Origin of the sequence: Pseudomonas sp. Eqa60 (genome assembly GCF_018326405.1) — a bacterium.
Taxonomy (GTDB): domain Bacteria; phylum Pseudomonadota; class Gammaproteobacteria; order Pseudomonadales; family Pseudomonadaceae; genus Aquipseudomonas; species Aquipseudomonas protegens.
Map to the genome: position 1 here is coordinate 746008 of NZ_AP024342.1, position 18481 is coordinate 764488.

An 18481-nucleotide genomic window follows, 5' to 3' on the forward strand; every position below is an offset into this window, starting at 1 on the left:
CAGCTCCTGCGGGAGGGGTAGGAGCCGGCTTGCCGGCGAACGGCGGTTGCGCTAACGGCCGAGGTAAACCTCGATCACCCGTTCGTTTTCCTGCACCTGTTCCAGGGAGCCTTCGGCCAGCACGCTGCCTTGGTGCAGCACGGTGACGTGGTCGGCAATCGAGCCGACAAAGCCCATGTCGTGTTCCACCACCATCAGCGAGTGCTTGCCCGCCAGGGTCTTGAACAGCTCGGCGGTAAATTCGGTCTCGGCGTCGGTCATACCCGCCACCGGTTCGTCCAGCAACAGCAGTTGCGGGTCCTGCATCAGCAGCATGCCGATCTCCAGAAACTGCTTCTGGCCGTGGGACAGCAGGCCCGCCTGGCGTTGAGCCGAAGGGCTCAGGCGAATGGTCTCCAGCACCTGGGCGATGCGGTCCTGCTGTTCTGTGCTCAAGCGTGCCCCGAGGCTGGCCCACACCGACTTGTCGGTCTTCTGCGCCAGCTCCAGGTTCTCGAACACGCTCAGGGCCTCGAACACCGTGGGTTTCTGGAACTTGCGGCCGATCCCGGCCTGGGCGATCTGCACTTCGCTCATCAGGGTCAGGTCCAGGGTTTCGCCGAACCAGGCCTTGCCCCGGGAGGGGCGGGTCTTGCCGGTGATCACGTCCATCAGGGTGGTCTTGCCGGCGCCATTGGGGCCGATGATGCAGCGCAACTCGCCGACACCGATGTACAGGTTGAGGTCGTTGAGGGCCTTGAAACCATCGAAGCTGACGCTGATGTCCTCCAGGGTCAGGATGGTGCCGTGGCGGGTGTTGAGGCCCTTGCCGGCGGCGTGGCCAAGGCCGATGGCGTCGCGGCTGGTGCCGGCGTCCTTGTTGGTGTCGAGAATGGGTTCGAGCATGAAGTCCGCCGTTGCTGTGACTCTCATTGTTCACCTCGTTTGTTCAGCAGGCCGATCACGCCCTTGGGCAGGTACAGGGTCACGACGATGAACAGCGCACCGAGGAAGAACAGCCAGTATTCGGGAAAGGCCACGGTGAACCAGCTCTTCATGCCGTTGACCACACCGGCCCCCAGCAGCGGGCCGATCAGCGTGCCGCGCCCGCCCAGGGCGACCCACACGGCGGCCTCGATGGAGTTGGTGGGGGACATTTCGCTGGGGTTGATGATGCCCACCTGGGGCACGTACAGGGCCCCGGCCAGGCCGCACAGCACGGCGCTCAGGACCCAGACGAAAAGCTTGAAGCCGCGCGGGTCGTAGCCGCAGAACATCAGGCGGTTCTCGGCGTCGCGCAGGGCCGTCAGCACCCGGCCGAACTTGCTTCGGGCCAGGCGCCAGCCCAGGTACAGGCTGCCCACCAGCAGCGCCACCGTGGCCAGGAACAGCACCGCCCGGGTGCCCGGTTCGGTGATGCCGAAGCCCAGGATGCTGCGGAAGTTGGTAAAGCCGTTGTTGCCGCCAAAGCCGGTCTCGTTGCGAAAGAACAGCAGCATCCCGGCGAAGGTCAGGGCCTGGGTCATGATCGAGAAGTACACGCCCTTGATCCGCGAGCGGAAGGCGAAGAAGCCGAACACCAGGGCCAGCAGCCCCGGGGCCAGCACCACCAGGCACAGGGCCCAGAGGAAATGCTCGGTGCCGGCCCAGTACCAGGGCAGTTCGCTCCAGGAAAGGAAGGTCATGAAGGCCGGCAGACCATCCCCGGCGGCCTGGCGCATCAGGTACATGCCCATGGCGTAGCCGCCCAGGGCGAAGAACAGGCCGTGGCCCAGGGACAGCAGCCCGGCGTAGCCCCAGACCAGATCCAGGGCCAGGGCGACGATGGCGTAGCAGAGGATCTTGCCCACCAGGGTCAGGGTGTAGGCCGAGACCTGCAGCGGGTTGTCCGCCGGTAGCAGCGACAGCAGCGGCAGGGCCAGCAGCACCAGGAGCAGCAACGCCCCGACGGTGATCGTGACCCTGGGCCCGGCTTTCTGGGTGGCGGTAATGAGCAGTGGTTGATTCATCAGTCGATCACCCGTCCTTTCAGTGCGAAGAGTCCCTGCGGGCGTTTCTGGATAAACAGAATGATCAGCGCAAGGATCAGGATCTTGCCGAGCACGGCGCCGATCTGCGGTTCGAGGATCTTGTTCGCCACCCCCAGGCCGAAGGCCGCCAGCACGCTGCCGGCCAGTTGCCCGACCCCGCCGAGTACCACCACCAGGAACGAGTCGATGATGTAGCTCTGGCCCAGGTCCGGGCCGACGTTGCCGATCTGGCTCAGGGCCACGCCGCCCAGGCCCGCAATGCCCGAGCCGAGGCCGAAGGCGAGCATGTCCACGCGCCCGGTGGGCACGCCGCAGCAGGCGGCCATGTTGCGGTTCTGGGTCACCGCGCGCACGTTCAGGCCCAGGCGGGTCTTGTTCAGCAGCAGCCAGGTGAGCACCACGACAAACAGCGCGAAGGCGATGATCACGATGCGGTTGTAGGGCAGTACCAGGTTGGGCAGCACCTGGATGCCGCCGGAGAGCCAGGCCGGGTTCGCCACTTCGACGTTCTGCGCGCCGAACAGCAGGCGCACCAGCTGGATCAGCATCAGGCTGATGCCCCAGGTGGCCAGCAGGGTTTCCAGGGGCCGGCCGTAGAGGTGGCGGATCACCGTGCGCTCCAGGGCCATGCCGATCCCGGCGGTGACGAAGAACGCCACCGGCAGTGCCAGCAGCGGGTAGTACTCGATGGCCTGCGGGGCGTAGCGCTGGAACAGCAACTGCACCACATAGGTGGCGTAGGCGCCGAGCATCAGCATCTCGCCGTGGGCCATGTTGATCACCCCCAGCAGGCCGAAGGTGATGGCCAGCCCCAGGGCCGCCAGCAACAGGATCGAACCCAGGGACAGGCCGCTGAAGGCCTGGCCCAGCACTTCGCCCACCAGCAGCTTGCGCTTGACCTGGGCCAGGCTGGTTTCGGCCGCGGTGCGTACCGCGGCATCGGCTTCGACCCCGGGTTCGAGCAGGCCTTCGAGGCGGGTACGGGCCAGCGGGTCGCCGGTTTCCCCCAGCAGGCGCACGGCGGCCAGGCGCACCGCCGGGTCGCTGTCCACCAGTTGCAGGTTGGCCAGGGCCAGGCTCAGGGCATCGTGCACGTCCGGGGCTTGCTCGGCGGCCAGTCGGGCATCGAGGAATTTCAGTTGCGCCGGCTTGGCGCTTTTCTGCAGTTGGCGGGCGGCGGCCAGACGGCTGTTGGCGTCGCTGGCGAGCAACTGGTGGCTGGCCAGGGCGCTGTCGATCAGGCCCCGCAGGCGGTTGTTCAGGCGCAGGGTTCTACTTTCGCCGGCGATGTTCAACTGGCCCTGCTGCAGGGCGTTGAGCAGTTCCAGGCGCGCCGGGTCGGGCTGCGCGGCCCAGGTTTCCAGGAGCCGGGCCTGCTCGCCGGAGTTGCCGGCGACGAAGTCTTCGGCATCCCCGGCCTGGGCCGTCCATGGCAGTAACAGCAGGCCGGCGAGGATCAAACGGTAGAGGGCAGTGGGCATATCGGTGTCCTTGAAAGCGCCCGGATAACCTGTAGGAGCGAGCTCGCTCGCGATCCGCGCAGCGGCCAGCCGGGCGGTTTTCGTTGGAGGTCCTGCGGACCTCGTCGCGAGCAAGCTCGCTCCTACGGGGAAGGCGTCAGGTTCGGATCAGTTGCTCTTGACCGCGTAGTCCGGCTTCTTGTCGTTGCCCGGGATGAACGGGCTCCAGGGCTGGGCACGGATCGGGCCTTCGGTCTGCCAGACCACGTTGAACTGACCGTCGGGCTGGATCTCGCCGATCATCACCGGCTTGTGCAGATGGTGATTGGTCTTGTCCATGGTCAGGGTGTAGCCCGAAGGGGCGGCGAAGGTCTGCCCGGCCAGGGCCTCGCGAACCTTGTCGACATCGGTGGACTTGGCTTTCTCCACCGCCTGGGCCCACATGTGGATGCCGACGTAGGTGGCTTCCATCGGGTCGTTGGTCACCGCCTTGTCCGCGCCCGGCAGGTTCTTGGCCTTGGCGTAGGCCTTCCAGGCGGCGACGAACTTCTGGTTCACCGGGTTATCCACCGACTCGAAGTAGTTCCAGGCCGCGAGGTTGCCCACCAGGGGCTTGGTGTCGATGCCGCGCAGTTCTTCCTCGCCCACCGAGAAGGCCACCACCGGCACGTCGGTGGCTTTCAGGCCCTGGTTGGCCAGTTCCTTGTAGAAGGGCACGTTGGAGTCACCGTTGACCGTGGAGATCACCGCAGTCTTGCCACCGGCGGAGAACTTCTTGATGTTGGCGACGATGGTTTGATAGTCGCTGTGGCCGAACGGGGTGTAGACCTCTTCGATGTCCTTGTCGGCCACGCCCTTGGAGTGCAGGAACGAACGCAGGATCTTGTTGGTGGTGCGCGGGTAGACGTAGTCGGTGCCCAGGAGGAAGAAGCGCTTGGCGCTGCCGCCGTCCTCGCTCATCAGGTATTCCACCGCCGGGATCGCCTGCTGGTTCGGCGCGGCGCCGGTGTAGAAGACGTTGGGCGACATCTCTTCGCCTTCGTACTGCACCGGGTAGAACAGCAGGCCGTTGAGCTCCTCGAACACCGGCAGCACCGACTTGCGCGACACCGAGGTCCAGCAGCCGAATACCACCGCCACCTTGTCCTGGGTCAGCAACTGGCGGCCCTTCTCGGCGAACAGCGGCCAGTTCGAGGCCGGGTCCACCACCACCGGTTCCAGCAGCTTGCCGTTGACCCCGCCCTTGGCGTTGATTTCGTCGATGGTCATCAGCGCCATGTCCTTGAGGGACGTTTCGGAGATCGCCATGGTGCCCGACAGCGAGTGCAGGATCCCCACCTTGATGGTTTCGGCGGCCTGGACGGTCCAGGTCATGCCCATCGCGGCAATGCTTGCCGTGAGAGTGAAAGCCTTGAGCAAACTACGACGCTTCATTGTGCGATCTCCATGAACTCTTGATTTTTCAGGTGGTAGATGCGGACTGCTGAAGGGCTGTTTTGCAAGGGGTGTGCCGAGTCGGCGCAAGGCATGAAAACGTCGCTTTAACGGCGCGGGCGGGGGAGGTGATGCCCCAAGACGAGGCTTGGGCAAGGGGCTGGTGCGCCGGGGTGCGTCATTGTGGTGCTGCCGCTGGGCGGCAGCCGTGGCCTGGGCGTGGCTTCAGTTCACGCCCGGGAAGGAATCGACATATTTGATGGTGAAGTCGGGAAAGGAGTCGACGATCTGGATCTTGTAGTCGGGAAAACTGTTGACGATCTTCCACTTGCCCGGCGCGTCGGCAAAGGAGTTGACCTGCTTCACCTTCAGGTCGGGGAAGGAGTTCACCACCTTGACCTTGTAGTCGGGGAAGCTGTTGACGATCTGGATGTTGCCGTAGATTTTCGAGACGTCGACAGAGGTGTCGGCCACGGCGCCAAGGGAGGTGCCGAGCAGCAAGGCCAGGAGCGCGGTTCTGAACATGAGACTCATCCTGAGAGATCCAAGCGCGCGATCTTAAAGCAAGGGCGACGATTGTAGGAGCTGGCTGGCCAGCGAAGAGGCCCTTGAACCTTGCACAAGGCTCACGGGCGCCTTCGCTGGCCAGCCGGCTCCTACAGAGGCGGGCACAGTCAGCGGCGGCGCATCAGGCCGATGAAGAACACCCCGCCGATGGCCGCGGTGGCCACGCCGATGGGCAGGTCCTCGGGGGCGATCAGGGTGCGCGCAGCCACATCCACCCAGACCAGGAACACGCTGCCCAGCAGTACGCACACCGGCAGCAGCCGGCGGTGTTCGGCGCCCACCAGGCGCCGGGCAATGTGCGGCACCATCAGCCCGACAAAACCGATGGAGCCGCTGATGGACACCAGCACTCCGGTCATCAGCGAGGCAATCAGGAACACCTTCAGGCGCACATTGCGCGCGTTCAGCCCCAGGGTCACGGCGGTCTGCTCGCCGGCCATCAGGGCGTTCAGCGGGCGCGCCATGCCCAGCAGCAACACCAGCCCCAGCAGCACGCTGGCGGCGGGGATCGCCAGCAGTTCCCAGCGCGCCAGGCCCAGGCCGCCGAGCATCCAGAACATCACTGCGGAGCTGGCGCGGTGGTCGCCCATGAACAGCAGCAGGTTGGCCGCGGCCATCATCACGAACGACACCGCCACCCCGCACAGCAACAGCCGGTCGCTGTCGAGGCGGCCGTTGCGGGCGGCGATCCCCAGCACCAGCGCCATGCTCAGCAGGGCGCCGACAAAGGCCGCCAGGGGCAGGGTCAAAAGCCCGATGACCTGGCCCAGGTGCAGCACCACGATCACCGCACCGAGGGTGGCGCCGGAGGTCACCCCCAGCAGGTGCGGGTCGGCCAGCGGGTTGCGGGTCACCGCCTGCAGCACCGCGCCGATCAGTGCCAGCCCGGCACCCACCAGGGCCCCCAGGAGCATGCGCGGCACGCGGATCAGCCAGACGATGTGCTCCTGGCCCGGGCTCCAGTCCACAACGCCCAGGCCCAGGGCCTTGTGCAACAGAATGCGCCCCACCACCTCCACCGGCACCCGCGCCGGGCCAAAGCCCAGGGACACCACGCAGGACGCCAGCAGCAGGGCGCCCAGGGCCATCAACAGTGCGGCATAGCGGGGACTGGTCATTCGCCGTGGAAACCCTTGGCCAGGGTTTCCACCGCCAGCACGTTGTCGATGCCCGGCGTGGCCTGCACATAGGGGATGACGATGAAGCGCTGGTTCTTGATCGCATCGACTCCTTGCAGGGCCTTGTTGTTCAGCAGGAACTGCTGCTTCTGCTCGGCGCTGACTTCGCTGTAGTCGACGATCACGATCACCTGCGGGTTGCGCTCGACCACGGTTTCCCAGTTGACCCGGGTCCAGCTGGCGTCGACGTCATCGAGGATATTGCGCCCGCCGGCCGCGTCGATCAGGGCCTGGGGCATGCCCAGGCGGCCCGAGGTCATGGCCCGGTCTTCGCCGCTGTCATAGAGGAATACCCGCGGCTTGTCCCTGGGCAGGTCCTTCTGTACCTGGGCCACCTGCTCCTGCATCCGGGCGATCAGGGCGTTGGCGCGATCCTGCACGTCGAAGATCCGCCCGAGGTTACGCAGGTCGGTGTAGGTGTCCTCGAGGCTGGCGGCCGGGCGCTTCATCACGAAGGCGCAGGACTCGGTCAGCTCGTAGACGTTGATCCCCAGCGGCGCCAGGGTCTGGGGCGTGAGGTCGCCGCCCACGCGCATGCCGTAGTCCCAGCCGGCGAAAAAGAAGTCGACGTTGGCATTGAGCAGGGTTTCCACCGACGGGTACTTGGCCGCCAGTTCCGGCAGGCCGTCGAGCAGGGCGCTCATCTGCGGGGTCACGGCCTTCCAGCCGCTGATCCCGCTGTAGCCCACCATGCGTGGCTTGAGCCCCAGGGCGAGCATCATCTGGGTCATGTTGATGTCATGGCTGAGGGCGTGTTTCGGCGCTTGCTTGAAGGTCACTTCGCGGTTGCAGCTGGTGATGGTCAGCGGGTAATGGGTGGCCTCGGCGAAGGCCTGGGCGGCCCCCAGAGACAGGGCCAGGAGCAGGCTGGAGCGAAGCAGGGAGCGCAAGGTCATGGTTGGGTGATCCAGGTGATTCGTGGGTAGCCGGACAGGGGATGGGCGTCGATCAGCGCCTCGACGCCGAAGACGTTGCGCAGCAACTCGACGGTGAGCACCTCGCCGGGCGTGCCGCTGGCGACGATGCGCCCATGGTCGAGGACATACAGGCGGTCGCAGAAGGCTGCGGCCAGGTTCAGGTCGTGGATGCTCGCCAGGGTACCGATGCCCAGGCGCTTGACCCGCTGCAGCAACTCCAGCTGGTAGCGCGGGTCGAGGTGGTTGGTGGGCTCGTCGAGGATCAGCAACTGGGGTTGCTGGGCCAGGGCGCGGGCCAGGATCACCCGCTGTTTCTCACCGCCGGACAGGGTGGCGAAGGCGTGATCCTCGAAGCCCAGCAGGCCCACCGATTCCAGGGCCTCGCGGGCGATGCGCCGGTCGTCCTGGGTGTCGCCGTCGAACAGGCCCTTGTGCGGGGTGCGGCCCATGGCGACCACCTCCTGCACGGTCAGGCCGAAGGCGTCGGGAAACTCCTGGAGGACCACGGCGATGCGTTGCGCGCACCAGCGCGGCGACTGCTTCCACACATTCTGATGCTCAAGCTGCACCTCGCCCTGCTGCGGCTTGCTGAAGCGATAGGCGCAGCGCAACAGGCTGGTCTTGCCGCTGCCGTTGGGCCCGATCAGGCCGACGAACTCGCCGGCCGCCACCTGCAGGCTGGCCTCACGCAGTTGGAACTGGTGGTGGCAGTGGCCCTGGCCCAAGGGTGTCCAGGCCAGGTTGGTGAGGTTCAGCGAGGTCATGCCGTATCCGTGTGGTCCCCGCGCGGTGGCCGCAGGTGAGGTTAAAAGGTGTAGTCAGCGGTGACGAAGAACGAGCGCGGCTCGCCGAGTATCCATTGCTGGCCGTCATTGTATTGGCTTTGCGCGTACTGGCGGTCAAACAGGTTGTTCAATTGCAGGCCCAGGGTGGTGCTGGGCAGGGCTTTCCACGACAGCGCGGCATCCACCACGGTGTAGCTGGGCAACTGATTCCGGTTGGCCATGTCGGCGTAGCGTGCGTCTACGTAGCGCACTCCGGCGCCGGCCCGCAGGTCATCGTCGAGGGCCTTGCTCAGCCACAGGTTGGCGGTGCGCCGGGGCACGTCCACCGGGCGCTTGCCGTCGCGGGAGACCTGCACACCGTCGACGTCCTGCTGGAAGTCGTCGTACCGGGCGCGAACGATGGCGGCGTTGGCCTGCAGTTGCCAGGCGCGGGGCAGTTGCAGGTCCAGGCTGGCTTCCAGGCCGTTGGAGGATTGCTGGCCCACCTGCTGTTTCAGGTCCGGGTCGCCCGGGACATCGGTCAGCAGCTTCTTCTTGACGATGTGGTAGGCCGCCAGGGTCCATTCGCCGCGCTGGTCCCAGAACATCTGCTTGAGGCCGATCTCGGTCTGCCTGGCGCTGGAGAGGTCGAATTGCTGCTGGCTCTTGCTCAGGGAAATCAGCCCGCCGACACCGTCGGTGCTGGTGGAGTACTGGCCATAGAGGGAGGTGTCCGGGGTCACCGCAAACACCAGCCCGGCCTTCCAGTTGTTACCGGTCAGGGTCTTGTCGCTTCGGCTGTCGTCCTTCAAGTCATCGCGATCAATATGCACGTAGTCGCGGCGCACACCGCTCACCAGGGACCAGCGCTCGCTGAGCTGCAGGCGGTTTTCGGCGAACACCGACATCTGCCTGGTGGTGGTCTTGAACTGGTCGCGGTAGGGGCTGTCGCTGGCGAAGTCGCCCGGGGCCGGGTGGTACAGGTCCACCGGCTGACCGTTGCTGAAGCTGTCGATGAAGGGCGAGTTGCTCTTCATGTGGAAGCGGATGCGGTTGTAGTCGACCCCGGTCAGGGTCTGGCTGTCGAGGCCCAGCAGCGAGTGCTTGAAGGTGAAGGTCTGGCGGTCGCCGACCTGTTCCTGCTGGTGACCGATGCCGAAGTTGCCGCTGCGGGTCAGTTGCCGGCCCAGGCTGTTGAAGTTGTAGCTCTCGGCGTTCTGCCAGCGGCGCTGGGCCTTGAGGTAGTACAGCTCGTTGCTGGCGCTGAGGTTGTCGGAAATCTGCCATTGGCTGGTCAGGCGGGTCCACTGGTCGTTGTAGTGCTGCTTGTCGTTGCCGACGTTGTAGTTCTTGTCCCGCAGGCTCTTGTGTAAACGCCCGTCGATCAGCGGCGTGCCGAAGTAGTTCATCGGGTTCTGGTCGCCGTAGTCGTGGGCCAGGGTGAAGGCCAGGTCGTCACGGGCCTGCCAGCGCAGGGCAGCGCTGACGAAGTCGCCGGAGGAATCGCCCCGGTCGATCCAGCCGTTGCTGCGTTCGCGGTTGAGGTTGAGCCGGTAGCTCAGGGTGTCGCTCAGGGAGCCGCCGCTGTCCAGGGCCTGCTGCTGGCGATCGAAGGAGCCGTAGCCCAGGCGCAGGTGGTTTTCGATTTCGCCGCTGAACGGCTTTTTCGCAACGGTGTTGATCACCGCACCGGTGGCGCCTTCGCCGTACAGCACCGAGGCCGGGCCGCGCAGCACGTCGACCCGCTCCACCGCCCAGGTGTCCACCGGGAAGGTCACGGTGCCCATGCCGGTGTACATGCGGTTGCCGTCATACAGTTGCATCACCGAGCTCTGCCCGGTAAAGCCCCGTGCCGACAGCGAGGTGCCGCCGTCGCCCGGGGTGCCGGTGCGGCTGATGCCGGCGCTGCGCGATACCGCGTCCTGGATGCTCCGATCGCCCCGGGCGCGGATTCGATCGCCGCTCAGGCTGTCGGTGCTGGCCGGGGTTTCCAGGGCGCTCAGGCCCAGGCGCGAACCGGCGCTGGTGGGGGTGGCCAGGCTGATGCTGTCGTCGGCTTCGCTGGCGGCGGCGGAGATGGTGCCGGTGGGCAGGGTCAGGGCGGAGTCGTCGGCCTGGGCCGGGGAAGTCAGGGCCATCAGGCAGAGGCTGGGCAGCAGGTACTTGTTCATCGGGACGGTGAATCACTTCTTCCAGAGGGTTGCCCGCAGCGGATGAGGCTGCGGGCGGGGATCTTACACTAGGCGTTATAAAGTAACATTATAACTGTGCGCGACTGAAGCGCGCGGAGTGTACAGAGCCCTCTGGAATGCGCATCTCGGCTGATTCATGTTGAAGATGAGGCTGATTCAGGATCACGGTTCCAGCGCGATAGCAGCAGGCGGTCCAGCAGCCAGACCACGACCAGCGAAGCCCCCACCAGCGGGAAGGCCAGGGCCAGCAGGCCGATGACCAGCATTGCGGTCTTCCAGCGTGGCAGGTCGTGGCGCAGTGGTGGTACGCCGAGCCGGCCCTGGGGCCGTCGTTGCCACCACATGATGAGACCACTCACGGCGCCGAGCAGGATCATCAGGCACACCACCAGCACCAGGATCTGGTTGAAGCGCCCGAACATCTTGCCTTCGTGCAGCATCACTCCCAGCTCGGTGGCCCGGGCCACGTTGCTGTAGTCCTTCCAGCGCACATCGGCGAGCACCTGGCCGCTGTACTGGTCGACGTGCAGGGTGGCGTCGTGGCGCGGGTCGTCGGCGAATACGGCGATGGTGAATACCCCTGTCGCCGTGCTCGGCAGGGTGATGCTGTAGCCCGCTTCGACCTGGCGCTGACGGGCGATGTCCTGCACCGCCTGCAGGCTGATGGCGGGGACGGCCGGAGCGGTATTGCCGGCGTTGTGGGCCATGTGCTCGGCGTGGTCGCCGGACATCGGCATGGGGGTGTTTTCCAGGGCCCAGGGCACGGTCTGGCGGCTGGCGCTGTTGAGCTCTCCGGCCTGCTGGTCGGAGGTCGGCACCTCGTTCCACATGGCCGCCGGAAAGCGGTTCCACAGGTCGGCGTACTGCTTGCCCCAGAAGCCGGTCCAGGTCATGCCGCTGAGCAGCATCAGCAGCAGGAAGGCCGAGCCCCAGAAACCCAGCACACCGTGCAGGTCACGCCAGAACAGGCGGCCGCGGGCACTCCAGCGTGGCCAGAGTACCCCGGCCGAAGACTTGCCCCGCGGCCACCACAGGTACAGGCCCGAGACCACCAGGACAATGCCCCAGCTCGCGGCCAGTTCCACCAGCCGGTCACCCGGGGTGCCGATCATCAGCTCGCCATGAATGGCCCGGGCCATGGCCTGCAGGTTGCCCTTGGCATCCTGCTCGCCGAGCACGTCGCCGTGGTAGGGGTCGATGAATACATTGAGTTCCTGGCCTTTGTGCTGCACCACGAACTGCGCGCTGCGCTCGGCATCCACTGGGGGCAGGTACTGCTTGATATGGCCCTGGGGGTAGGCGGCCTGAACCCGTTGCAACAGCTCATCGGCGCTGAGGCTGTGGTGGGCGGCAGGCACCTTGAGCAGGCTGGGGTACATCAGCGGGTCCAGCTGCGGTTTGAACAGGTAGACGATGCCGGTCAGGGCCAGCATCACCATGAAGGGGGCGACGAACAGCCCGGCGTAGAAATGCCAGCGCCAGGCCAGGTTGTAGAAAGACACTTTGGGTCGGTTCATCGGGGAAGGCTCCGCAGGGCTGTGGATCTTTTCTTATGGGGGCTGTTCGCCGGCAAGCCGGCTCCTGCGACAAGGAGACGGCGTGCCGGCGAAGGGGCATCAGAAACTCAGGTCAACCTTGGTCCAGAGCGTGCGCCCCGGTTCCTTGATGGCTTGCGGGTCCGTCGCCGGGTAGCCGAAGCCGGCATTGCCCGCCAGGTTCAGGTGCTCGGCGTAGGCCTTGCCGAACAGGTTGTCGACCCCGGTGCTGAGCTTGAGGTTCTTGGTCACCCGGTAGGCGCCGTTGAGGGAGAACACGCCGAAGCCGCCGCTCTTGCCGAAGTCCTTGCCGACCACGTTGCCCTTGTTCAGGTCCACCCGGTTCTGCGCGGCGACCACGCGCCACAAGGCCCCGGCGCTCCAGTCGTCCTCGCTGTAGGTCAGGCCCAGGCGCGCGTCCAGCGGCGGCATCTGTGGCAGGGCCTTGCCGTCGCTGCTGTTCTTGCCCCAGGCGTAGGCCAGGGTCGCGTCGGCTTTCCAGTTGGAGGTCAGCTTGTAGGCCGCGCCCAGTTCGCCGCCCATGATCCGGGCGTCGATGTTCTCGGCCCGAGAGGTGCTCATGCCCATCATTTTCGAGTTGTAGTCGAAGAGGATGTAGTCGCGCACCTGGCCGATGTAGCCCGAGGCCCAGGCTTCCAGGTCTTCACCCTGGTATTGCAGGCCGAAGTCGAGCTGGGTGGTCTTTTCCGGCTTGATCGAATCGAAGGCGTTCACCGAGCCGGCCGGGCCCATTTTCGGCGAGAACAGCTCCCAGTAGTCGGGGAAGCGCTGGGTGTGGCCAAGGCCGACGTAGAGCGTGGTCGGGCTGTCGGCCAGGTCATGCTCGTAGCGCACGAAGCCGCTGGGCAGGGTATCGGCCCGGGTGTCGCCGGCGGTGGGGTTGGAGCGGGTCATCATTCCCGAGCCGATGCTTTGTCGGTAGTCCTTGGCCGAGGCGCGGTCCAGGCGCGCGCCGGTGATCATGCGGTCACGCTCGGCGGCGTACCAGGTCAGCTCGCCGAAGGCCCCGTAGTTGTGGAAGTCGGCGTCCTTGGTGCGAGGCAGCTCCTTGTAGGTGTCGACGCCGCTGCTGGCGCGGTTGCGGTGTTCGTTGGTCTGGGCGTCCAGGCCGCCGATCAACTGCAGGTCGGCCCAGCGCCAGGTGGCCTTGATCCGCGCCCCGAGGGTGCGACGGTCGACGTTGGAGGCCATGGGGCCGGCCATCATTCCGGTGCCGGATGGGGTGCGCAGGCTGTAGTTGTCCATCACGTGGTCGGCGTAGTTGTAGTAGACCTGGGCCTCGACCTTGTCCAGCACCTCGCCAAGGTTGGACTTCTCGAAACGCAGGCCCAGGCTTTCGCGCTTGAATTGCGAGCCGTCCATGCCGCGCCCGGCGTAGCGGGCTTTGCCATCGCCCTTGCCGGCGGTGAGTTCCAGCAGGGTGTCGGCGTCCGGGGTCCAGCCCAGGGCCACGTCACCGTTCCACTTGTCATAGCGCGAGGCCACGGTGTCATTGTTGCCGTCGCGGTAGTCGTCGGCGTGGGCGGTGTTGCCGATCACCCGTACATAACCCAGGGGGCCACCGGCAGCGGCATCCAGGGTCTTGTCGAAGCGCCCGTTGGAGCCGGCCAGCAGGCTGGCATTGACCCGGGTGCCGAGTTCGCCGAAATGTTCCGGTTCGCGCTCGAAAAGCACCGTGCCGGCCGAGGCGCCCGGGCCCCAGAGCACGGTCTGCGGGCCCTTGATCACGGTCAGCCGGTCGTAGGTTTCCGGAGAGATATAAGAGGTCGGCGCGTCCATGCGGCCCGGGCAGGCGCCGAGCATCATGCCGCCGTTGGTGAGGATGTTCAGCCGCGAGCCGAACATGCCTCGCAGCACCGGGTCGCCGTTGGTGCCGCCGTTGCGTACCAGCGCAAAGCCGGGAATGGTCTTGAGGTAGTCGCCGCCGTCACTGGCCGGCACCGGCTGGCGCGGGTCCTTGGGGTTGGTGACCACGGTCAGGGGCGAGCTGGGGGCGATGGCGGTGATCACCGTCGGGCTCAGTTCGGTGCTGTGCCGGGAGTGGTCCGTTGCGGCATCGTCGGCCAGCGCCAGGGGCGTCAGCAGAGCGCCGCAGAGGACCGCGAGGGCGCGGTTGAAGTGCTGGCGCGCAGGGTTCAGGGCGAAGGTCTTGAGTGGCTGGGCAACGCCCAGGCGAGAGTCGGCAGAAAACATAGATGTTCCATCGTTCGGTCTTGAATGACACGGCCGCAGGTACGCGTCTGTCGCGCTGACAGCCGGCCGTGTGAGATGAGCTGAAGACTCAGGCGAGGAACGGTGGGGCGCGGGTCAGGGCGCCGGGGAACACGGTCTGCCGGGCGTGGCCCAGGCGCGTGGCGGGGATCAGGAAATACGGTGTGGGCGGCGTGAACAGAGCGGCGAACGACAGCGCCGAAGGCAGCGCCGGGCAATTGAACAGCAGGCTGCAATAGCCGCATTTTTCCCAGAGCACATGCTCTTCGCCCTGGGATCTGCCCTTCTGTGCGTGGTGCGGGCCTTCACCGTGGCAGCCGGGCGCAGCGTCGCCCATGTCCATGGAAACGGACATGTTCATCGGCATCGCGTGATCCATCGGCATCGACTGGGAAATCAGCGGGCCGATAAAGATCATCAGCATGGCGAACAGGCTGATCCAGCTGCCGCGGCGGACTCCAGACGAGTCGCGGCGCGGCACGGACCGCCTGCGGCCAGGCGCGTGCGGGGCGTTCACGGAGAGGGCCGGTCAGTGCTTACTGGGCGTGCATATGCCCTTGCATGGCGTCCGGCGCCTGCTTCTGCACCGCCACTTCGACCGTGACGTCACCGGCTTTTTCAAAGTGCAGGGTCAGCGGGAAACGCTTGCCGTCGGTGAGCAGGCTGCGGTCCTTGAACTCCAGCAACATCACGTGGTAGCCCATGGGGGCGAAGGTCGCCTCGCCACCGGCGGGCACCGCCACCTTGGCCACTTGTTGCATCTTCATCATGTCGCCTTGCTTGACGTGCTCGTGCAGCTCGGCCTTGCCGGCGATCGGCGAGTCGACGCTGAGCAGGGTGTCGGCGCTCTTGCCCGGGTTGTGCACCACGAAGTAGGCGGCCACGGTGGGCGCGTTCGGCGGCAGTTCCTGAGACCAGGGATGGGCGATCTGCAGGTCACCGGCCTTGTAGTCGTGGGCGGTGGCGAAACAGGCAGGCAGCAGCAGTGCGGCCAGCAGCAGGGATTGCTTGACCAGGGATGGTTTGGACATGTGAGTTCTCCAGAACGATTCAAAGACGCAGATCACTTGCGAAAGGGAATCATGCCAGAGGCGGGGCACCGGGGTTCAGGCTGGGCCATTGCTGGCGCAGGGTGAGCCGTTCTACCTGCGGTTGCGGTGCGCCCGGCTGGACTGCGAAGCGGGTGAAAGACAGCTGGGGAACGTGCCCGGGCAAGGCCACCAGCGGCGGCGAGCCGGAGCAGCACCAGCAGTGCTGCATGGTGGAATGGTCGTCGTTCTGCGGCGCTTGCTGATCGAGCTTGCCCAGGGAAATGGCCACCAGCTTGGTGCCGGTGGAGGAGCAGAAGCTGCCCCACAGCAGTTGCTCCTCCAGCCCCGAATCGCTGCGCTGCATGGCCCCGGAAAGCGGCATGGCAAGCATGTTGAACAGCACTGCGAAGCAGGCGATCCAGGCAAATGCGAGCCGTTGTCGGGACATGGTGGGCGATCCGTCGGTTGAGCGATCAGGCGGGTATTTAGCCTGATCGCTGTGGATAAGTAAAAAAACACCGTGTGCGGTGTGGTGTCGCAGGAGCGGTTCAGGCGTTGCTGACGTTGATCTTCAACCCCAGGGCCTTCATCACCTTGATGATAGTCGCGAACTCCGGGTTGCCCTGGCTGCCGAGGGCCTTGTACAGGCTTTCGCGGCCCAGGCCGGTGTCACGGGCGACCTGGGTCATGCCGCGGGCACGGGCAATGTCGTTGAGTGCGGCGCGGATCAGCACGCCGTCGCCGGTGTCTTCCTCGAAGCAGGCGTCGAGGTAGGCGACCATGTCTTCAGGGGTCTTGAGGTACTCCGCCGCGTCGAAGCGGGTCACTGGGGTGCGCATGTTTCAGCCCTCGCTCTTGAGGTCGCAGGCCAGTTGACTGGCCCGTTGGATATCGCGTTTCTGGGTGGCCTTGTCGCCGCCGATCAACAGCAGGTAGATCACTTTGCCGCGGCGCGAGAAGTACACCCGGTAACCCGGGCCACGGTGGATGCGCATCTCGTGGACGCCTTCGCCCACAGGTTCGCAGTCGCCAAAACGGCCCAGCTGTGCGGCGCGGATCCTGGCCAGTACACGGGTTTTCCCTTGCGGGTCCTTCAGGTTCAGCAGCCAGCGGCTGAACTCAGGAGTCTGCTCGAAAACGAACATGGAAAATGTATTCCTTGGGATACGTCGCGGCAACCCATTTGCCCGCGAAAAACCCAGTGAAGCGACAGGCGGTCCTGCCCGGCGCCGGCGTCACTGAGGCTGTTCAAGGAAGGCTAAAGCAAGGAGTTGGCGCGCGCTGCCAGGGGTTTCCCATGTTGCTGTGGGGCGCGATGGTTTTGTCTGTCAGGCTTTATCCGGCAAGCCCAGGGCCAGCAGCAACTGGGCCGTGCTGCTGAAATTGCGATCCGTTTCGGGCAGGTCCGGACGCTTGAGTACCAGCACCGGCAGCCCGCGCTCGCGGGCCACTTCCAGCTTGGGTTCGGTGGCGCTGCTGCCACTGTTCTTGCTGATCAGCACGTCGATCTGCCGGCGGGCGAACAACTGCCGCTCGTCTTCGATCAGGAACGGCCCGCGGGCACCTATGACTTCGCAGTGCTCGTTGCCCGGGCAGGCCTCCAGGGCGCGCAGGGTCCAGAATTGCCCGGGGGGAATTTCATCCAGGTGCTGCAGGGGCTCGCGGCCCAGGGTGAACAGTGGCCGCTTGAAGGGGCGCAGGGCCTCCACCAGTTGCGCCCAGCCGTCGATCTCGCGCCAGTCGTCACCCGGTTGAGGCTGCCAGGCCGGGCGCCGCAAGGCCCAGCAGGGCACGCCAGCGCTCTTCGCGGCGGCCACGGCATTGGCGCTGATCTGTGCTGCGTAGGGGTGGGTGGCATCCAGCAGCAGGCCGATCCGCTGCTCGCGGATAAAGCGCGCCAGGCCCTCGGCGCCGCCGTAGCCGCCGACCCGTACCTGGCACCGCAGGTCACCGGGCACCCGGCCGACCCCGGCCAGGCTGTAGATATGTTCCGGGCCCAGGGTGCGGGCGATGGCCAGGGCCTCGGTGACCCCGCCCAGCAGCAGGATACGGGTCATTGGAAACCTCCGGCGTGGCCGACGATGCCGCCCTGGCGGTCGATGGCAAAGACCTCTACCTGGACCTGGGGCGGCACCACGCTGCGGGCGAAATCCAGGGCGTGCCGGCATACCGCATCGCCCAGCGCGACTCCGGCGGCGCTGGCCATGGCCAATGCCTGCTGGCTGGTATTGGCTTGGCGGATCGCCTGTTGCAGGGCTGGGTCGGCCCCCGCATCGGCGGCCCATTGCGCCAGTTGCGGCAGGTCGATACTGGAGTGGCGGCTGTGCAAGTCCATGTGCCCGGCGGCCAGCTTGCTGATCTTGCCGAAGCCGCCGCACAGGCTGAGTTTATCCACCGGTACTTTGCGCAAGTGCTTGAGCACCGCGCCGACGAAGTCGCCCATTTCGATCAGGGCGATTTCCGGCAGCTCGTAGACCCGGCGCATGGTGTCTTCGCTGGCGTTGCCGGTGCAGGCGGCGATGTGCAGGTAGCCATTGGTTTTGGCCACGTCGATGCCTTGATGGATCGAAGCGATGTAGGCCGCGCAGGAGAAGGGCCGGACGATGCCGCTAGTGCCCAGGATCGACAGCCCGCCAAGAATCCCCAGGCGCGGGTTCATGGTTTTCAGGGCCAGTTCCGCTCCGCCCTCGACGTTCACCGTGACCTCGAAACCGCCGGGGTAGGCCCGTTCTTCGGCGAGCCGTTGCAGGTGCTCGCCGATCATCCGGCGCGGTACGGGATTGATCGCCGGCTCGCCCACCGCCAGCACCAGGCCGGGGCGGGTCACGGTGCCGACGCCCTGACCGGCGACGAAGCGAATGCCCGGTTCAGGGGTCAGGCGCACCCGGGAGTACAGCAGGGCGCCGTGGGTCACGTCCGGATCGTCGCCGGCGTCCTTGATAGTGCCGGCTTCGGCGCCGTCGGCGGTGTGGCGGCAGAATTCCAGGCGCATCTGCACCTGCTTGCCCTTGGGCAGGATGATCTGCACCGCGTCGGCATTGCTGCCCTCGAGCAGCAGGCGCGCGGCGGCCAGGCTGGTGGCGGTGGCGCAACTGCCGGTGGTCAGGCCGCTGCGCAGGGGCGCGGGCTGTTCCGCTGTTTCTTCACGCATGTCCCAGCCCT

Annotated in this window: 18 protein-coding genes; all 18 read right to left on the minus strand. The window is 66.1% G+C overall.

Features of this window, described 5'->3' with window-relative positions; genetic code table 11:
* Nucleotides 1-51 precede the first annotated feature (51 nt).
* A complete protein-coding gene (urtD, locus tag KI242_RS03265; protein WP_011059006.1) occupies nt 52-912 on the minus strand; it encodes an urea ABC transporter ATP-binding protein UrtD in 861 nt (286 codons plus the stop codon).
* The gene (urtC, locus tag KI242_RS03270) at nt 909-1988 is read right to left on the minus strand and encodes an urea ABC transporter permease subunit UrtC (RefSeq protein ID WP_011059007.1); all 1080 of its coding nucleotides are present in this window, start codon (nt 1986-1988) and stop codon (nt 909-911) included. The genes urtD and urtC overlap by 4 nt, the downstream gene beginning before the upstream one ends.
* A complete protein-coding gene (gene urtB / locus KI242_RS03275; protein ID WP_011059008.1) occupies nt 1988-3490 on the minus strand; it encodes an urea ABC transporter permease subunit UrtB in 1503 nt (500 codons plus the stop codon). Before urtB ends, urtC begins: the two co-directional genes overlap by 1 nt.
* A 147-nt stretch (nt 3491-3637) precedes the next feature.
* The gene (gene urtA, locus KI242_RS03280; RefSeq protein ID WP_019094029.1) at nt 3638-4903 is read right to left on the minus strand and encodes an urea ABC transporter substrate-binding protein; all 1266 of its coding nucleotides are present in this window, start codon (nt 4901-4903) and stop codon (nt 3638-3640) included.
* A 225-nt stretch (nt 4904-5128) separates the two neighbouring features.
* Nucleotides 5129-5428: a hypothetical protein gene (locus KI242_RS03285; RefSeq protein WP_015633974.1), complete on the minus strand. Its 300-nt coding sequence runs from the start codon at nt 5426-5428 to the stop codon at nt 5129-5131.
* A 149-nt stretch (nt 5429-5577) separates the two neighbouring features.
* A complete protein-coding gene (locus KI242_RS03290) occupies nt 5578-6588 on the minus strand; it encodes an iron ABC transporter permease (RefSeq protein ID WP_011059011.1) in 1011 nt (336 codons plus the stop codon).
* On the minus strand, nt 6585-7544 hold the full coding sequence (locus KI242_RS03295) for an ABC transporter substrate-binding protein (RefSeq protein WP_015633976.1): 960 nt from the start codon (nt 7542-7544) through the stop codon (nt 6585-6587). The genes KI242_RS03290 and KI242_RS03295 overlap by 4 nt, the downstream gene beginning before the upstream one ends.
* Nucleotides 7541-8329, minus strand: coding sequence for an ABC transporter ATP-binding protein (locus KI242_RS03300; RefSeq protein WP_011059013.1), 789 nt, complete (start codon nt 8327-8329; stop codon nt 7541-7543). The genes KI242_RS03295 and KI242_RS03300 overlap by 4 nt, the downstream gene beginning before the upstream one ends.
* 41 nt (nt 8330-8370) lie before the next feature.
* On the minus strand, nt 8371-10500 hold the full coding sequence (locus tag KI242_RS03305) for a TonB-dependent receptor (protein WP_212805898.1): 2130 nt from the start codon (nt 10498-10500) through the stop codon (nt 8371-8373).
* Between the two features lie 155 nt (nt 10501-10655).
* Nucleotides 10656-12038: a PepSY domain-containing protein gene (locus KI242_RS03310; RefSeq protein WP_210482717.1), complete on the minus strand. Its 1383-nt coding sequence runs from the start codon at nt 12036-12038 to the stop codon at nt 10656-10658.
* Nucleotides 12039-12137: 99 nt separating this feature from the next.
* Nucleotides 12138-14270 carry a TonB-dependent copper receptor gene (locus KI242_RS03315; protein WP_212805899.1) on the minus strand — a complete coding sequence of 711 codons (2133 nt, stop codon included), beginning with the start codon at nt 14268-14270 and terminating at the stop codon, nt 12138-12140.
* Nucleotides 14271-14358: 88 nt separating this feature from the next.
* Complete coding sequence (locus KI242_RS03320) at nt 14359-14769, minus strand: DUF2946 domain-containing protein (RefSeq protein ID WP_011059017.1); 411 nt, start codon at nt 14767-14769, stop codon at nt 14359-14361.
* Between the two features lie 55 nt (nt 14770-14824).
* The gene (locus tag KI242_RS03325) at nt 14825-15319 is read right to left on the minus strand and encodes a copper chaperone PCu(A)C (RefSeq protein WP_244868163.1); all 495 of its coding nucleotides are present in this window, start codon (nt 15317-15319) and stop codon (nt 14825-14827) included.
* 49 nt (nt 15320-15368) lie between these two features.
* Nucleotides 15369-15767 (minus strand): DUF2946 domain-containing protein, encoded by a 399-nt coding sequence (locus KI242_RS03330; RefSeq protein WP_161466589.1) that lies wholly within the window; start codon nt 15765-15767, stop codon nt 15369-15371.
* A 100-nt stretch (nt 15768-15867) separates the two neighbouring features.
* Nucleotides 15868-16158, minus strand: coding sequence for an addiction module antidote protein (locus tag KI242_RS03335; RefSeq protein ID WP_011059020.1), 291 nt, complete (start codon nt 16156-16158; stop codon nt 15868-15870).
* Between the two features lie 3 nt (nt 16159-16161).
* Nucleotides 16162-16464: a type II toxin-antitoxin system RelE/ParE family toxin gene (locus KI242_RS03340; RefSeq protein WP_194237384.1), complete on the minus strand. Its 303-nt coding sequence runs from the start codon at nt 16462-16464 to the stop codon at nt 16162-16164.
* Nucleotides 16465-16647: 183 nt separating this feature from the next.
* On the minus strand, nt 16648-17376 hold the full coding sequence (locus KI242_RS03345) for a cobalt-precorrin-6A reductase (RefSeq protein WP_011059022.1): 729 nt from the start codon (nt 17374-17376) through the stop codon (nt 16648-16650).
* A complete protein-coding gene (locus tag KI242_RS03350) occupies nt 17373-18470 on the minus strand; it encodes a cobalt-precorrin-5B (C(1))-methyltransferase (RefSeq protein WP_053156138.1) in 1098 nt (365 codons plus the stop codon). Before KI242_RS03350 ends, KI242_RS03345 begins: the two co-directional genes overlap by 4 nt.
* Nucleotides 18471-18481 lie beyond the last annotated feature (11 nt).

What these genes read in the sequence shown, in the direction of transcription:
- urtD (WP_011059006.1), bottom strand. Translation starts at nt 912, where the DNA reads ATGAGAGTCACAGCAACGGCGGACTTCATGCTCGAACCCATTCTCGAC.
- urtC (WP_011059007.1), bottom strand. Translation starts at nt 1,988, where the DNA reads ATGAATCAACCACTGCTCATTACCGCCACCCAGAAAGCCGGGCCCAGG.
- urtB (WP_011059008.1), bottom strand. Translation starts at nt 3,490, where the DNA reads ATGCCCACTGCCCTCTACCGTTTGATCCTCGCCGGCCTGCTGTTACTG.
- urtA (WP_019094029.1), bottom strand. Translation starts at nt 4,903, where the DNA reads ATGAAGCGTCGTAGTTTGCTCAAGGCTTTCACTCTCACGGCAAGCATT.
- KI242_RS03285 (WP_015633974.1), bottom strand. Translation starts at nt 5,428, where the DNA reads ATGTTCAGAACCGCGCTCCTGGCCTTGCTGCTCGGCACCTCCCTTGGC.
- KI242_RS03290 (WP_011059011.1), bottom strand. Translation starts at nt 6,588, where the DNA reads ATGACCAGTCCCCGCTATGCCGCACTGTTGATGGCCCTGGGCGCCCTG.
- KI242_RS03295 (WP_015633976.1), bottom strand. Translation starts at nt 7,544, where the DNA reads ATGACCTTGCGCTCCCTGCTTCGCTCCAGCCTGCTCCTGGCCCTGTCT.
- KI242_RS03300 (WP_011059013.1), bottom strand. Translation starts at nt 8,329, where the DNA reads ATGACCTCGCTGAACCTCACCAACCTGGCCTGGACACCCTTGGGCCAG.
- KI242_RS03305 (WP_212805898.1), bottom strand. Translation starts at nt 10,500, where the DNA reads ATGAACAAGTACCTGCTGCCCAGCCTCTGCCTGATGGCCCTGACTTCC.
- KI242_RS03310 (WP_210482717.1), bottom strand. Translation starts at nt 12,038, where the DNA reads ATGAACCGACCCAAAGTGTCTTTCTACAACCTGGCCTGGCGCTGGCAT.
- KI242_RS03315 (WP_212805899.1), bottom strand. Translation starts at nt 14,270, where the DNA reads ATGTTTTCTGCCGACTCTCGCCTGGGCGTTGCCCAGCCACTCAAGACC.
- KI242_RS03325 (WP_244868163.1), bottom strand. Translation starts at nt 15,319, where the DNA reads ATGTCCAAACCATCCCTGGTCAAGCAATCCCTGCTGCTGGCCGCACTG.
- KI242_RS03330 (WP_161466589.1), bottom strand. Translation starts at nt 15,767, where the DNA reads ATGTCCCGACAACGGCTCGCATTTGCCTGGATCGCCTGCTTCGCAGTG.
- KI242_RS03335 (WP_011059020.1), bottom strand. Translation starts at nt 16,158, where the DNA reads ATGCGCACCCCAGTGACCCGCTTCGACGCGGCGGAGTACCTCAAGACC.
- KI242_RS03340 (WP_194237384.1), bottom strand. Translation starts at nt 16,464, where the DNA reads ATGTTCGTTTTCGAGCAGACTCCTGAGTTCAGCCGCTGGCTGCTGAAC.
- KI242_RS03345 (WP_011059022.1), bottom strand. Translation starts at nt 17,376, where the DNA reads ATGACCCGTATCCTGCTGCTGGGCGGGGTCACCGAGGCCCTGGCCATC.
- KI242_RS03350 (WP_053156138.1), bottom strand. Translation starts at nt 18,470, where the DNA reads ATGCGTGAAGAAACAGCGGAACAGCCCGCGCCCCTGCGCAGCGGCCTG.